The organism is Tenacibaculum sp. MAR_2010_89, assembly GCF_900105985.1.
In the GTDB taxonomy this organism is placed as follows: Bacteria; Bacteroidota; Bacteroidia; order Flavobacteriales; family Flavobacteriaceae; genus Polaribacter; species Polaribacter halocynthiae.
In genome coordinates, this window is sequence record NZ_FNUB01000005.1 from 2,843,318 (window position 1) to 2,857,701 (window position 14,384).

14 protein-coding genes and 1 pseudogene are annotated in these 14,384 nt (G+C 27.9%); 12 read left to right on the top strand and 3 right to left on the bottom strand.

The window, feature by feature from the left end:
• Nucleotides 1–75: 75 nt before the first annotated feature.
• The 3 genes from BLV71_RS15850 (at nucleotide 76) to BLV71_RS15860 (ending at nucleotide 5,309) form a co-directional block, all read left to right on the top strand.
• The gene (locus BLV71_RS15850) at nucleotides 76–792 is read left to right on the top strand and encodes a YebC/PmpR family DNA-binding transcriptional regulator (protein ID WP_093871490.1); all 717 of its coding nucleotides are present in this window, start codon (nucleotides 76–78) and stop codon (nucleotides 790–792) included.
• A 126-nt stretch (nucleotides 793–918) separates the two neighbouring features.
• Nucleotides 919–2,109 carry a tyrosine-type recombinase/integrase gene (locus BLV71_RS15855; protein ID WP_093871491.1) on the top strand — a complete coding sequence of 397 codons (1,191 nt, stop codon included), beginning with the start codon at nucleotides 919–921 and terminating at the stop codon, nucleotides 2,107–2,109.
• A gap of 320 nt (nucleotides 2,110–2,429) precedes the next feature.
• Nucleotides 2,430–5,309 (top strand): KAP family P-loop NTPase fold protein, encoded by a 2,880-nt coding sequence (locus tag BLV71_RS15860; RefSeq protein WP_093871492.1) that lies wholly within the window; start codon nucleotides 2,430–2,432, stop codon nucleotides 5,307–5,309.
• 51 nt (nucleotides 5,310–5,360) lie between these two features.
• Here BLV71_RS15860 and BLV71_RS15865 read toward each other — a convergent pair whose 3' ends face one another.
• Nucleotides 5,361–6,083, bottom strand: coding sequence for an SOS response-associated peptidase (locus BLV71_RS15865; RefSeq protein WP_093871493.1), 723 nt, complete (start codon nucleotides 6,081–6,083; stop codon nucleotides 5,361–5,363).
• Nucleotides 6,083–7,345, bottom strand: coding sequence for a Y-family DNA polymerase (locus BLV71_RS15870; RefSeq protein ID WP_093871494.1), 1,263 nt, complete (start codon nucleotides 7,343–7,345; stop codon nucleotides 6,083–6,085). Before BLV71_RS15870 ends, BLV71_RS15865 begins: the two co-directional genes overlap by 1 nt.
• Before the next feature lie 334 nt (nucleotides 7,346–7,679).
• Here BLV71_RS15870 and BLV71_RS15875 point away from each other — a divergent pair, with 334 nt between their 5' ends.
• From BLV71_RS15875 to BLV71_RS15910, 8 genes are all read left to right on the top strand, one after another.
• A complete protein-coding gene (locus BLV71_RS15875; protein ID WP_093871495.1) occupies nucleotides 7,680–9,053 on the top strand; it encodes a hypothetical protein in 1,374 nt (457 codons plus the stop codon).
• Nucleotides 9,054–9,064: 11 nt separating this feature from the next.
• Nucleotides 9,065–9,463 carry a hypothetical protein gene (locus BLV71_RS15880; protein ID WP_093871496.1) on the top strand — a complete coding sequence of 133 codons (399 nt, stop codon included), beginning with the start codon at nucleotides 9,065–9,067 and terminating at the stop codon, nucleotides 9,461–9,463.
• 1 nt (nucleotide 9,464) lies between these two features.
• Nucleotides 9,465–9,830 (top strand): hypothetical protein, encoded by a 366-nt coding sequence (locus tag BLV71_RS15885; protein ID WP_093871497.1) that lies wholly within the window; start codon nucleotides 9,465–9,467, stop codon nucleotides 9,828–9,830.
• 188 nt (nucleotides 9,831–10,018) lie between these two features.
• Nucleotides 10,019–10,390 (top strand): transposase, encoded by a 372-nt coding sequence (locus BLV71_RS15890; protein ID WP_093871498.1) that lies wholly within the window; start codon nucleotides 10,019–10,021, stop codon nucleotides 10,388–10,390.
• Nucleotides 10,390–11,241: an IS3 family transposase gene (locus tag BLV71_RS15895; protein WP_143032775.1), complete on the top strand. Its 852-nt coding sequence runs from the start codon at nucleotides 10,390–10,392 to the stop codon at nucleotides 11,239–11,241. Before BLV71_RS15890 ends, BLV71_RS15895 begins: the two co-directional genes overlap by 1 nt.
• A 52-nt stretch (nucleotides 11,242–11,293) precedes the next feature.
• Nucleotides 11,294–11,749: a DUF2750 domain-containing protein gene (locus BLV71_RS15900; RefSeq protein WP_093871499.1), complete on the top strand. Its 456-nt coding sequence runs from the start codon at nucleotides 11,294–11,296 to the stop codon at nucleotides 11,747–11,749.
• A 15-nt stretch (nucleotides 11,750–11,764) separates the two neighbouring features.
• Nucleotides 11,765–12,238, top strand: a complete 474-nt coding sequence (locus BLV71_RS15905) for a hypothetical protein (RefSeq protein ID WP_093871500.1) — start codon at nucleotides 11,765–11,767, stop codon at nucleotides 12,236–12,238.
• A 228-nt stretch (nucleotides 12,239–12,466) separates the two neighbouring features.
• Nucleotides 12,467–13,030, top strand: coding sequence for an adenylate kinase family protein (locus BLV71_RS15910; protein WP_093871501.1), 564 nt, complete (start codon nucleotides 12,467–12,469; stop codon nucleotides 13,028–13,030).
• 33 nt (nucleotides 13,031–13,063) lie between these two features.
• Here BLV71_RS15910 and BLV71_RS18940 read toward each other — a convergent pair.
• A pseudogene (locus BLV71_RS18940) lies at nucleotides 13,064–13,174 on the bottom strand (IS110 family transposase); the annotation flags it as partial.
• Nucleotides 13,175–13,436: 262 nt separating this feature from the next.
• Here BLV71_RS18940 and BLV71_RS15915 point away from each other — a divergent pair.
• Nucleotides 13,437–14,363, top strand: a complete 927-nt coding sequence (locus BLV71_RS15915; protein ID WP_143032803.1) for a hypothetical protein — start codon at nucleotides 13,437–13,439, stop codon at nucleotides 14,361–14,363.
• Nucleotides 14,364–14,384 lie beyond the last annotated feature (21 nt).

A 14,384-nucleotide genomic window follows, 5' to 3' on the forward strand; every position in this document is an offset into this window, starting at 1 on the left:
CAAAAAACGATTTTAAATTGTAAATATATTCTGCAATAATTACATTTGCAGGCATTAAAACTTAATTATTTAGAAATGGGAAGAGCATTTGAATTTAGGAAAGCTAGAAAAATGAAGCGTTGGTCAGCTATGGCGAAAACCTTTACTCGTATTGGTAAAGACATTGTAATGGCAGTAAAAGAAGGTGGCCCAAACCCTGAAACTAACTCACGTTTACGTGCTGTTATTCAAAATGCTAAGGCTGCAAATATGCCAAAAGATAATGTTGAACGTGCTATTAAAAAAGCCTCAGATAAAGATACTGCTAACTATAAAGAAACACTTTTTGAAGGATATGCTCCTCATGGAGTTGCTGTAGTTGTAGAAACTGCTACTGACAATAATAACAGAACTGTTGCTAATGTACGTGCTGCTTTTAATAAATGTAATGGTAATATGGGAACCTCTGGATCTGTTATTTTTATGTTTGACCATACTTGTAACTTTAGAATTAATGAAGAAAGCTTACAAATAGACCTGGAAGAATTTGAATTAGAAATGATTGAGTTTGATGTAGAAGAAGTTTTTAAAGACGAAGATGGTATTATGATTTATGCTCCTTTTGAGCAATTTGGTGGTATCCAAAAATATTTAGAAGAAAACAATTTAGAGATTTTATCTTCTGGTTTTGAACGAATTCCAACCACAACTACCAAACTTACAACCGAACAACAAGAAGAAGTTGAAAAGCTTTTAGAGAGATTAGAAGAAGAAGACGATGTTCAGAATGTTTACCATTCTATGGAAATGTAATCTCAATAAACATAGCATTCACAGCACCAACCCTCTATTTTACTAGAGGGTTTTATTTTTCATAATTATTTATTTTTGTTTATTTTTGTTAAAAAAGTGAACCAATAGTGAACCAATAAAATATTTATGAATTTCAGCTTACAATTAAGGTCCTATAAAAAGAAAAACCAAACACAAGCTATACGGTTACGCTTCTTCACTAATAAGAACGATATTCAATACATTGACACAAAAATATCAGTTTTAAAAAACCAATGGGACTCAAAAAAACAAGTTGTTAAAAAACACCCTTTAGAAGAAAGTTTGAATGCTAAACTAAACGCATTACTTACAGAAGTAAAAAAAGTTCATTATAAAAATGAAGGTGCTTCCGCAAAGAGACTTTTACAAATTTATAAAAACACTAAACAATTTGACACTTCATCTTTTTTAGACTTTTATCAATCTTTAGTTGATGAAATGATCTTAAAAGAGAAAATTAGATCAGCAAACACTACCCAAAAATACATTAGTAAACTAAAAAAATACTCTTCCCATATTTCATTTTCAGATTTATCTGTTAATTGGGCAACAGACTATGAAAATTATTTACTCAAAAAAGGAAATAAAATAAACACAATAGCTTCCAATTTTAAATCAATATACTCAGCTCTAAATAAAGCTATAAAACTTGGCTTAATAAACTCTAACCCTATTAAAGGTTATAAAATTGTTGTAGAGAATGTAGAAAAAGAATCTTTATCACTTGAAGAAATTGAAAAAGTAATAAATTTAGAAATACACCCTAGACATAAAGGAATGATTAAAGCTAGAGATATATGGTTATTTTCATTTTATACAGCTGGTATGAGATTTACTGATATATGTCAATTAAAATGGATTAATATAATAGGTAATGATATTGTTTACACAATGAACAAAGCTAAAACTAGATCTGGTTCACGAAGAACAATACCTTTGAATCCTAAATCTATTGAAATACTAGAAAAATATAAGAACAAAGATGATTTTTATGTATTCCCTCCTCTATACAATCATAAAAACTCTTCAATAACAACAATTGAACATAGAATATACATTACTAATAATAATCTAAATAGGGCTTTAAAAATAATTGCAAAACAGTGTGATATAAACAAACCTATATCCATGCACATGGCAAAACATTCCTTTACTGATTATGCTGTAAAAAGTGATGTTGGGTTATTAATGATTTCAAAATTACTTGGACATACCAAATTATCTACAACTCAGCATTATTTAAAAGATTTTTATCACAAAGAAGAATCAGATACTATCAACAAGTTATTTGGTTAATTAAACAAGATTTTTCTAATCTTACACTTTGCAAAAAACATTAATATTTCTTACGTTTGATATTGAAAAAAAATTGTTAGAATACTCAATTTCTATATCTACATTTTTTAGGCTATATACATACCAACAATAAAGAACTATGGATACCCGTAAAGTAACCCTTTATTTATTACCATAAAATATAAAAAATTACTTAAAGCACTTTCATCTTTATAAGTTATTTTAAGTATAAAACTCTATTAATAGTAATTTCCTGCAATTAAAAAGAGAAAATATATTTCAAATGGAAATACATAATTTGCTATATAAAAATAGGATTAATGAAAAAAGATATAAAAAATTATTTAAATAGTTATAATTTACCAAAAATTGAACCTTTAATACTTATAAAACAAATTGGATCATTACTTTTCTTCTTTTTTTTACCTTTAATTACAATATCTCAATCAAAATCATTTTTTTGTTTTGTTATAGAATATATATCAAGTTATCATATCAATTTACAAATATTTAGTATTGCCACATATGGATGTCTTTTTTTAATAATTATTTACTTTATTTTTACAATAAGAAAGAAATATTTTGCATCTAAATTAGAAATGTTTTCTTTATATACACTATTAATTATCACCTATCATATTAGCACTAATGCTACTATTATTTATGAAATTGATATACATTTTGGTAATTCTGCTACTCTTCTATTAGAACTTTTATTATTAATCTTAGTTTTAGTTTTATTCAGTTTAATAATAAAGCATTTTTTTGGCTACATTGATCAAATTCGGAAAAAAGAAAACAAAGAAAACATGTTTCTAGAAGATTCTTTTAACTTTTGGAAAGAGAAAATCAAAAAAGGGTCTCATATCACAAAACCTTCTGAAGAAATTTCTAACATAATAAAAAGTAATAATTTTGACAAATCGTTTTCTATAGGTATTACTGGTCACTGGGGAAGTGGGAAATCATCATTATTATCCATCGTTAAAGATCATTTAAAAAATGAAAAAAATATAGTTTTAGTTGACTTTAAACCTTTTCATAATCATAACCAAAATGAAATCATAGAGTATTTTTTTGATATTTTTAAAGATCAACTAAGAAAGTATGACGGTACATTATCAAATAAAATAATTGATTATGCTAAAAAACTTAATGAAGTATACGAGAATAAAACATTCGGAACTATAATTAATAATATATTCGATTATAATAATAAATCATCCGACACACTTTATATTGAAATTAATAAAAGTATAAAAAAAATTAATAAAAAATTTGTTATATTCATAGATGATCTAGATAGACTACAAAAAGAAGAGATATTTCATGTTTTAAGACTTATTAGAAGTACAGCTAATTTCTATAACACTTTTTTCATAACTGCTATAGATAAAACTCAAATAATAAAACAATTAAACCACATAAATTCTAATCACACTAATTATTTAGATAAGTTTTTTCAATTAGAAGTTTTTATACCTAAAATAAACCATTGGGATTTAAAAATTTTCTTTATTGAACAATTAAAAGAAAAAACAAAATTAAGCTTTAATGAAAATTACAGTTTTAATTTTAAACTTTTTAATTTTTTTATATTCAACTATAGAGATATAATAAGACTTGTAAACCAAATTAATTTCGAATCATTATTATTAAAAAAACCTTCTTCAATTGACCACAATGATTTAATAGTTTTTTCTATTTTTAAATTAAGATACCCTGAGATTTTTGAAAAATTAAAATTAAATCATAATGAATATCTAGTATTAAATAACGGTTATTACGAATTAGAAAATTCTAAAACTGTAGCTTCAACTGTAGCTCCATTGAGTAAACAAGAAGAAATTATTGATGATTATAATTCACAAAAAAAAGGTTTAAAGTTAATTTTTGATTATCTTTTTGGTTCAAACCCTAATAAATCTGATAAAAACATATGCTTTTCAGAAACATTTAGTTTAGCCCTTAATCCTAACTCAGCAATACTAAGTACACAAGGTATTAAAAATATAATAAATGATTTTAAAAAAAATGAAGCCTTCAATTTTTCTTTGAAATTTCCTGATGCAATTACAATAACTAAATTTTTAAATAAAATTGGTGCTGGTGAAAATTCAACTTACACAGATAACGAGAGCTTTGAATTGTTTAAAATAATAATAATTTTATTTGATATTAATTTTGACAAAATAAATCATCAATCATATTTTAAAACTTTTGACAAAATAATAGAATTTTGCAAGCCTGACAGAGCTATTGAATTTTTATATGATTATATAAAAGATGATTATTTTAATTACCCTAGTGATTCAATTAACTCAATTATATTACATATTGATGATCAATTTAAAAAACAAGATTCTATTTGGAAAAATCATACAGAAAAATTAAATAAATTAACTGAAAATATTGTTGACTTATTTAAACCTCATAGAGCAGATAAAACAGTAGAATATGCATGGTCGGTTTTTAACTTCTTTAACCGAATAAGTTTTATAGACAAAGAGAAACTTAGGTCATCAATTCTATTCAATTTAGAAACAATAAGTGATAAATTAAAATTCTTTATAAATAATAATAATAATGGTCTAATAAGATTTAACCAAACATTAGTCTATTATTTTTCCAATTCAAAAGACGAGCTTGCCGATAGGTTATATTTTGGGATAGAAAACATTCCTTATAAGCTAAAATTACTTCTAAAATTAGAGAGTTTATTTTCCAATAAAAATATTTATTTCCCTATTGAATTAAAAGATATAAACATAATTACTAAAACAGATAGTATATACATGCTAGCATCATTTCCTTACGAAGTAGATTGGGATCCTCATTATAGCATAGGTTTTTTTAATCATAAAAAAGCAATTCTTATTGATACAGCCATAATTAAGACAAGAACCGTCTATTATTTTAAAGTAACTGAAATTAAAGATAACTTAAAATTATTTAATGAATTCAAAGAACCATACAGGTCCAACAGCGAAAAATACAACCAACTAAAATCAGACACTTTACGTGACATAGCTTATGGAATGTGGCCAAGACCAGATGGAATAGAATCCTTTGGTAATTTTATTTTTTCAAATAACAATTATGCTATAATCAATCCTCCTAATGACCTAAAAAACAAAATTAAACTAGCAGTATTAGACAACTTCCTAGATCTTAGTTTTTTTGATGAAAATTTATCATAGAAGACATTTTTTAATTCAAAACTATTTCAGGTTAAAATTGAGATTTAATACCTAATAACTAACAGGATGTAAAATATCACTTCTATTACTATCAACTCTTTTAAAAATGTCTTGAGAAACTGAAAAAGCTTCAATTTCATTTTTAGTAAACGTATGCAATAGGGTTTTAATCGTATCTTGATTATCATCACAATGAAGCCATTCATATTCATCGGATTGATCAAGTATTAATGGCATACGATAACTTCCTTTTGAGTTTGGTGAATTATGAATCTTTTTAAACAACGGATTTGCTTCCGTAGTTATTAAACTAGCTGAATATAGCGGATTAATACCATCATCAATTACACTATACACTCCAGCAAACGCAAATAACTGATGGTTATTCATTTGAAAATAATACGGAATAGATCCTTTTACTCCTGGATCTTTATGTGGCTCGTATAATCCGTCTGCAATTATTAAACAACGCTGCCAATTTATAAACTGACTATACAGCTGGCTTTCAAATAATCGCTCTCGAGTTGCATTTAGTGTATTTGTTTTTCGTAAAAACTCTGAACGTTTTGATAAATCGTAGTAAGAAGGTAATAATCCCCATGAAGCAAAATCTATTGTTTCAGGATCTTCTTGACGAATGATGTACAAGTTTTTTGTTTCCCAACCATTAAAATGATAGTATGACTCATACGCTTCAGGGTGTTCAAAAGTAGCATTAAATCTATCTTCTAATTTTCTAGGTTCTTTTTTAGTATTTGAAATATGATAACACATTATTTTACAGAAATTATATCTTTCAATCGTGTCGTATAATTGGGTGATAACTTCTGCTGTCTCATGATCCAGGTACGGTTTGGATTTTGAGTAGCCATTTTAATAACATCTTTATGATATTTGGTATTCATTTTATCAATGGCACTCATTAAAGGTTGCATTTTATACCCTTCATTTCCAAATATTGTTAATTGCTGAGAAGTCATCGGTGTAATATTTCCAACGATCACACCTGCTCTTTTATACTTATAACCTTCTTTAAATATACGTTTTAATCCTAAAATAGCGTAGGTATTTAAATCATTATTAATATTTGAAGCATACGGAAGTGTAATTACTGTACTCTTTGAATATTGTTGCGCATCCTGTTTATGCCTATTGGTAGAAACAAAAACAATTACATACCCACAATACGAACCTTGTTTTCGTAACTTCTTAGCACACTCTACTGCAAATGTTGAAACTCGTTCTCTAATATCATCAAACTTCATTAAATCACTAGCAAAAGAACGTGTAGTAGCAATGTTCTTTTTATCTTTCACTTCTTCGTCTAGTGCTAAAGTTTGCAAACCACTCAAATCTCTTTGAAGTCTCATACCTACAATACTCATGTTTTTCTTCACCCAATCAGGATGCAATTGAGTAAAATCATACCCCGTATTCACATTCAAAGCACGAAGCTTTTTAGCATATTTTCTACCAATACCCCAAACATCTTCAATAGCTAACCATTTAAGAGCTTTGATACGTTTCTCTTCAGAATCTATAATATGAACTCCTTTTGTTTGCGTAGGAAACTTTTTAGCTACTCTATTTGCTACTTTACTTAATGCTTTGGTTGGAGCAACACCAATAGAAATAGGAATACTCGTCCATTTTCCTACACAATCTTTCATTTCTAAGCAATGCTCTCTAATATTAAAATGTTTTTCAAAACCATCAAACTTTAAAAAAGATTCATCAATAGAGTAAATTTCAATATCAGGAGTGTATTGTTGTAGTATATTCATTACACGTTCACTCATATCAGCATATAACGGATAATTAGAACTAAACACATGAATATTGTGTTGCTTAAAAATTGGCTTGTATTTAAAAGCTACAGCCCCCATTGGAATACCAAACTTTTTAGCTTCATTTGAACGTGCAATAACACAACCATCATTGTTACTTAAAACAACGATTGGTTTATTATTTAAATCTGGACGAAATAGCCTTTCGCAGGAAGCATAAAAATTATTACAATCAACCAATGCAAACATATTGCAAAAATAAAACAAAAATATGTTTGAATCTGCTTTTGTTGATAAGTTGTGTTCTCACAATTGTTTAAACATTGAAAATCATTGATTTTCACTTTGCAAAAAGCAATTATATTTCTTACGTTTGGTATTGAAAAAATTGTTAGAGTACTCTATTGCTATATCTACATTTTTTTAGGCTATATACTTACCGAAAATAAAGAACTAAGGATACCCGTAAAATTACCTTAGTACCACTTTATATATTTACCTAAAGTTCCTTTTATCTGGAACAATAATCCAATAAACGAGAACTTTGTTCTCTATATAACGAGTTACCCAACATTAGAACAAAATGAGTATAATCCGACCAAGACTTAATGATTTTTATAATATTCCTATAACTCAAGAAGAGGTCGATTTTGCAATTCCGTTTATTGATGAGGACATTCCTTTGTATGTTGACCCTTTCCTTCTTTGGAAATCACCTTCAATGCAGGATAATTCATTACATCTTTCAATAACTAATAGTTTTAACCAATTAGGTCATTTAATTTCAAATGGAAAAGAAAAAGAAGCATTAAATATACTTATAAGAGCATCTGAGTGTGACGAAGTTGGCTTAGGAAATTCAAAAACTAAAGTTGGTAAAAGAATTGGAAAGAAATTAGGTTTGAAAATTTTAAATCAATTCACGTCAATTCCACAATTACAAAAAAATGGATTTATTCATTTTGAGGAAATTCAACTATTAGTTGATAATTTTTCAAAAGATAGAGTAAGTGATATTGCCTGTAATTTTATTCAATCGTTTTTAGTAGACTACACAATTGAACAGTCAGAAAAATATGGAATTCCAATTGAAAAAATTAAACTAACGAACCTTTACAGTTCAAAAACAAATACTTTTGGAGAAGAGGATACCTACCTACCTATTAACCCAAATACTAAAACACCAATAATTTTCACACCCAAAAGATGGTTAAAACATATTCCTTGGATAAATACAGATGACTATTTTAATAATTATTATGTCAAAAACATTCATAAAGAAGGAGACGAATTTCCAGGTAAAATAAAATTATTAGATTTTAATAGACAGAACTATGATATGGTTCAAGCATACACAGCTATTAAAGAAAAACAAATAGAAAACTGCAAAAACGACCCTCTTTTTACTCAAATTCCAATTACGTCAGCCAAAAGAAAAATTTCAACGATAACAAAACTACCAACAGGTAAAACAAATAATGCAGATAGAAAATTTGAAGATAACGTATGTCAACTTATGACCTCGCTCGTTTATCCTCATTTAGATTTTGCTCAAGAACAAAGCAGAACCGAATCAGGTGTTCAAATTAGAGATTTAATATTTTACAATAATAAATCAAGTGATTTTTTAAAAGAAATTTATGAGGCATATAATTGTAAACAGATTGTGATGGAACTTAAAAACGTAAAAGAAGTTCAACAGTCGCACATATTGCAATTAAATAGATATTTAAAAGAACAGTTTGGTGGGTTTGGTATCATCATAGCGCGAAATCCTATACCTAAAAAAGTAACTAAAAATATAATTGATTTGTGGTCAGCTCACAGAAAATGTATTTTAGTTCTAGACGATTCTGATTTAAAAATGATGACACAAGTTTTTGAAAGTAAACAACGAGACCCGATTGAAGTTATAAAAAAGAAATATATTGAATTTACGAGGGCTTGTCCTTCTTAATAAGAAAAAAAATGAACGCAACTGAAGTCCACTTATTTGAAAAAACGCAAAGTCAACTTGAAGGCTTACTTACAGAAGTAACAATTCTAGCTAAGAAATCACCTAATGATGGAGTGAATAAATTTAAATTGAAATTTATTAATGAAATTATAGTTAATGGTAATAAGGTTCTTGGAAAAACATATAAACCATTAGATTCTTTTGAAAAATTTGACGAAGATGATTTACCCTCAAATAGCGATATTACATTTATCTTATCGCAATATTTGAATTGTTTTGAAAAAAAACGAGCCGATAATATATATCGCGAACAGAAATACGATGGTAACAAATACTTCTACGAATGGTATTGGTCTATCGACAAATCCAAATCTAAAATTAAAACGGCACCACCAAAAAAGATAAAATAATATGGGAAATAGAAAATCACTTCCGACAGATGAAGAAGTTTTAAAATTTGAAATGCTCAATGAACTAACTGATTCAATCTATACTGAGATGAAAGAATTCTCAAAGAAAAAGCCTGATGATGCTCTTAATAAATTTAAAGTAAAAAATGTAAATAGAGTACTTACCCAATTAAAGAGTTTCCTTAAAGATGAGCCTACTGTCGATTTTTTAGATTTATTAGACGATGAAAGTTTACCAACAAATAGTGATGCAATTTTAATTATAGGTCAATTCAAAGCATCAATGGACAATTTTAGAAATAAATACAAAACAAAATATAGAGTTTGGAAAACTATTGAAAATCCAAATGGTAATTCCAGTTATTAAAAAAACGTTGGGTAACAACGTATATAAAAAATAGCGGTTATAGTGCTTAAAAGAAAGCATAAATAATAAAATTAAGGTCAGTTATAAACCGAAAAGTTAGTTCTTAAAAACCCGCTACTTTTCATATACAAACCCGTTAGCAAACATTATGACCCGTCCTAAAATAAGGCTACATAATTTTAAACATTATGTACAAAAATGACAAAGTAATTAGACGTTACAGCGAACCTTTTAAATTAAAAATTTTAGCCGAACTTACCATCGGAAAACACACAAAGAGCGAACTTTGTAAACTCTATTCCATTGCTCCTACAACAGTAAATGAGTGGATTAAAAAATACAACCGTAAAGACTTAATGAACACCAGAGTAAAAGTGGAAACTAAAGACGAAATATCTAGAATTAAAGCGCTTCAAAAAGAAATAGAACAGCTTAAAAAATTACTACTTAAAAAAGATCTGGATGCTATGATCGAAGAATCCTATCTTGAAGTAGCGGCGGAAGATCTCGGTTACAAATCTATTGCTGATCTAAAAAAAAAGTTAAGTATAAAGCCTTAATTAAAGCTAAAGAAAAAGCTAAGGGATTTGCTTCTTTAAAGACTATAACCCATTGTTTTGGACATAAACGTGACGCGTATTATAAATACAAATCTAGAGCTGATAAACGTTTAAAAATAGAACAACAGATTATTAACATCGTTAAAAAAAGACGCAAATCCCTTCCTAGAGAAGGTGTAAGAAAACTTGTGAAATCGTTAAATGTAGATTTTAATAAAGCTAATATTAAAGTTGGTAGAGATACTTTATTTAATGTGCTTAGAAAACATCAAATGTTAACCCTTAGAAGGAGAACAAGTGCTAGAACCACAAACTCTTATCATCGTTTTTATAAATATAACAACATCATAAAAGGCCTGGAAGTTACTAGAAATAACCAAGTTTGGGTATCTGATATCACATACATTAGAACCGTAAAAGGGTTTTGCTATTTGGCTTTAATAACTGATATGCATTCTAGAAAAATAGTAGGTTACGACCTAAGTGATAGTTTAGAATTAAAAGGATGTGTAAGAGCTCTTAATAAGGCTATTTATCAAGCTAAAGACATTAAACAACTCATTCATCACTCGGATAGAGGAATACAGTATTGTAGTAATCTGTACACACAAATACTTAAAAGAAAAAAGATAGAGATTAGTATGACCCAAGAAAATCATTGTTACGAAAACGCAATGGCAGAGCGCGTAAATGGAATTTTAAAAGATGAATTTTATCTCGACCAAACCTTTGATAACGTGAGTCACGCAAAGAGAGCGGCAAAAAATGCAATTAATTTATACAACGAAATAAGATTACACTTATCTTTAGACTATAAAACACCTAATATGGTATATAAATTATCAGCTTAAAAATCAATTTTAACCTGTAGCCATATTTCAGGACTAGACAGCTGACTAAACTATGTTACAAAATCATATAACGGTTAAAAACAGACATAAGAAGTTTATAAAAACAATATGTGAAACCGAAATAGTCTATGGACTAAAAAACAAAAAAGGTTTTGCAACTTCAAGTTCTGTCCATTATGATGATGAGAATGGAGAACCAGCTGGAATGATATGCTTTTGGGCTGAAAAAGCACGTGCAAAATCATGTATTAAAGACGGTTGGAAAAAATACCAAGTGACCGAAATACGGTTATCTGAATTTATGGAAAACTGGTGTATTGGAATGGAAAATGACGGACTTTTAATTGGAACCCAATTTGACCAAAATATGTTCGGATTTGAAGCAGAACCTTTGGAATTAATTCTTGACTTATCATCTGAACTAAACTCTCTTGGAAAAGAATTAGATTTAAAGAAATTTGACGGGATAGCGGACTTGGAAAAACAAGTCAAAGCCTCAATTGAATAAAAAATAGATTAGCGAATGGACATAAATATATCATATTATTTAGCTGAACACGGATGGAGTACTTGCTGGATAAATACAAAAGATAAAACTTATGAAATGTCTATCACTCATATTTTTCACGAAGATCCAATCGAAGAATGTATGAATTGCATACTTAGAATGATAAACGGACAGAAAAACTCTGAATTTAAATGGTACGGAGAACCTGGTGGAGAAAGAATAACCTTAAAAGAAGTTGAAACTGAAAAAAATATGATTGAATTTACTGTAGATCAATTCACTAATGATTGCGGAGAAATTATTGACGACTTTGAGGAGGCTCTTAAATTTTCTATCTCGAAAAAATTATTAGCGACTATGTTTTACTACGAATTCAAGAAAATATCAGAACTTTTAAAAGATAATAGCTATAATAAAAACAGAAATTCTGATTTTCCTTTTCAAGCGTTTAAGACATTCGAAAAAGAGGTTTTGGAATATCTAAATTAAAAAAGCCAGCAGGTAACAATGTATAAAAAACATAGTGCTCTGGTTCTTAATCGAAAGGTCTGTGTTTATTTGCAAAGTTGCTAAATATAAAATTTGGCGTTTATAGTAAAAAGATAAAAGCAAAATATTTATATTTAGCTAAGTAATAAACCGAAACGATAGTGCTTATCACCTGCCCTACGATTTCTTATACTTAACGTTACAAGCAAGCTGAACAAACCAACATAAATGGAAATATTGATAATAACAGGACCACCATATTCTGGGAAAGGAACACAATGTGAAATTTTAAAAACACAACTTAATTTTGAACATATATCAACAGGAGATAGATGCCGATTAGAAAAACAAAATGAAACCGAAATCGGAAAAATAATGTCCGAATATGAAGAAAAAGGAGATTTAGTTCCTGATTCGATTATGAAAGACCTTTTCAGTCAAATATTGGACGAAAACAGTTCAAAAGGAGGAATTATATTAGACGGTTATCCAAGAACTGAACCACAAGTTAATGACCTAATTGAACTTGTGAATTCAAAACAAATGAGTATTGGAAAAGTGCTGAATATAGATGTGCCGAAATCTGAACTTTTAAAACGAGCGGAAAAAAGAGCCGAAACATCAAACAGAAAAGATGACAAAGACCCTAAAATTCACATTAAAAGAATTGAGGTTTTTGAGAATTCGACAAGACCAGCAATTGAATATATGAAATCAAAAATTAAAGTTCTGACCTTTGATGGACTTGGAACAATTGAAGAGATAACTGAACGAATAAAAGCCAGCTTGTAACAAAGAACTGTGGTAAAAAAAACTAATTTTTGTTTAATTTTTAACCAAAGTATTTCTGTAAGTTTCATCGTATATTAATCTTGATTTCGCGATAGCAAAGGCTTGTTTTAATAGCTTATTACAAACGGCTATTAAGGCAAGTTTCCAAAGCTAAATCTCTATTTATTCAAGAATATGAGACTTCAAAAGGAATTAATGAACTGATTAGGTTAATAGATAAACCGACTCAAATTGAATTTAAAAAAATAGTAGAATTAATCAAGTTAGTTAATAATACTGAACATTATAGTGGTTCTCAATGGCACGACTATAAAATTCATTTGAATGCAGTATTACTAAAAAATGAATTTGAATCAAAAATATTATAAAAAGCCAACAGGTAACATTGGCAATAATTAAAAAACAAATGAAAAAAATCAATCTTATCGTAATAATCTGTCTTATTCTTTGTTCTTGTCAGAACAACAATGAGCAATTAGAAGTTTTTCCTGTCGAAAAAATTAATTCATCAAATCCCGATCCAAATCTAGCTCTAATCCCTGTAATGAATGGAAGCATATTTTTTATAGCTGGAAAAAATACTCCAAAAAATGCTACTTATAGAATGTATTTCGACACTTCTGAAAATCCTAAAACAGTATTTGATTTAACAACAACAGAAAAGAAATATACCAATTTGAAAATTAATAAAACTTATTATTGGAGAGTAGAAACAATTGGAGTAAAAGGAGAAGTTTTAGCAAGCTCGCCTATTTGGAATTTTACAACAGATAATAAAATTATTGTAAGAACCCAAAAAGATTTGGAACTATTAGGTAGTAATAAATATTCAAAAATTGAAGGAACATTAGTTATTGGAGACCTATTCAGCCTTACTGAAACACTTCCTCCTCCAACAGATATATCTGACTTATCACCTTTAAGCGATTTAACACATGTCCTAAAACTTGTAATAAACAATAATAACTCTCTTATAAACCTTAATGGATTATCAAACCTTAAAGTTATTTATAACGATTTATTTATTGGTCAAGGACAAAATTTAAGTGGAGGTAACTCATCATTAGTTGATATTAGTGCTTTATCAAAAATACAATCACTAAATGGAACATTAATAATATACAACAACAATAAACTGAAAAGTTTAAAGGGTTTAGAACTTCTAAAATCTATTCGTAAAGATTTAGTTATTGAAGATAACTCCATATTAAATAATTTTTGTGCTCTTACAACACTTTTTAATAATACTGGATTATCTGAAAATTATTATGTCAAAAACAATAAATATAATCCCACTAAAAAAGACTTAATAGAGAAAAGATGTAATAATTAATCAGATACTAATAATGGACGA

Coding starts and splice junctions, on each gene's coding strand:
- BLV71_RS15875 (WP_093871495.1), top strand. CDS start 7,680: ATGAGTATAATCCGACCAAGACTTAATGATTTTTATAATATTCCTATA.
- BLV71_RS15880 (WP_093871496.1), top strand. CDS start 9,065: ATGAACGCAACTGAAGTCCACTTATTTGAAAAAACGCAAAGTCAACTT.
- BLV71_RS15885 (WP_093871497.1), top strand. CDS start 9,465: ATGGGAAATAGAAAATCACTTCCGACAGATGAAGAAGTTTTAAAATTT.
- BLV71_RS15855 (WP_093871491.1), top strand. CDS start 919: ATGAATTTCAGCTTACAATTAAGGTCCTATAAAAAGAAAAACCAAACA.
- BLV71_RS15850 (WP_093871490.1), top strand. CDS start 76: ATGGGAAGAGCATTTGAATTTAGGAAAGCTAGAAAAATGAAGCGTTGG.
- BLV71_RS15890 (WP_093871498.1), top strand. CDS start 10,019: ATGTACAAAAATGACAAAGTAATTAGACGTTACAGCGAACCTTTTAAA.
- BLV71_RS15910 (WP_093871501.1), top strand. CDS start 12,467: ATGGAAATATTGATAATAACAGGACCACCATATTCTGGGAAAGGAACA.
- BLV71_RS15865 (WP_093871493.1), bottom strand. CDS start 6,083: ATGTGTTATCATATTTCAAATACTAAAAAAGAACCTAGAAAATTAGAA.
- BLV71_RS15870 (WP_093871494.1), bottom strand. CDS start 7,345: ATGTTTGCATTGGTTGATTGTAATAATTTTTATGCTTCCTGCGAAAGG.
- BLV71_RS15900 (WP_093871499.1), top strand. CDS start 11,294: ATGTTACAAAATCATATAACGGTTAAAAACAGACATAAGAAGTTTATA.
- BLV71_RS15860 (WP_093871492.1), top strand. CDS start 2,430: ATGAAAAAAGATATAAAAAATTATTTAAATAGTTATAATTTACCAAAA.
- BLV71_RS15915 (WP_143032803.1), top strand. CDS start 13,437: ATGAAAAAAATCAATCTTATCGTAATAATCTGTCTTATTCTTTGTTCT.
- BLV71_RS15905 (WP_093871500.1), top strand. CDS start 11,765: ATGGACATAAATATATCATATTATTTAGCTGAACACGGATGGAGTACT.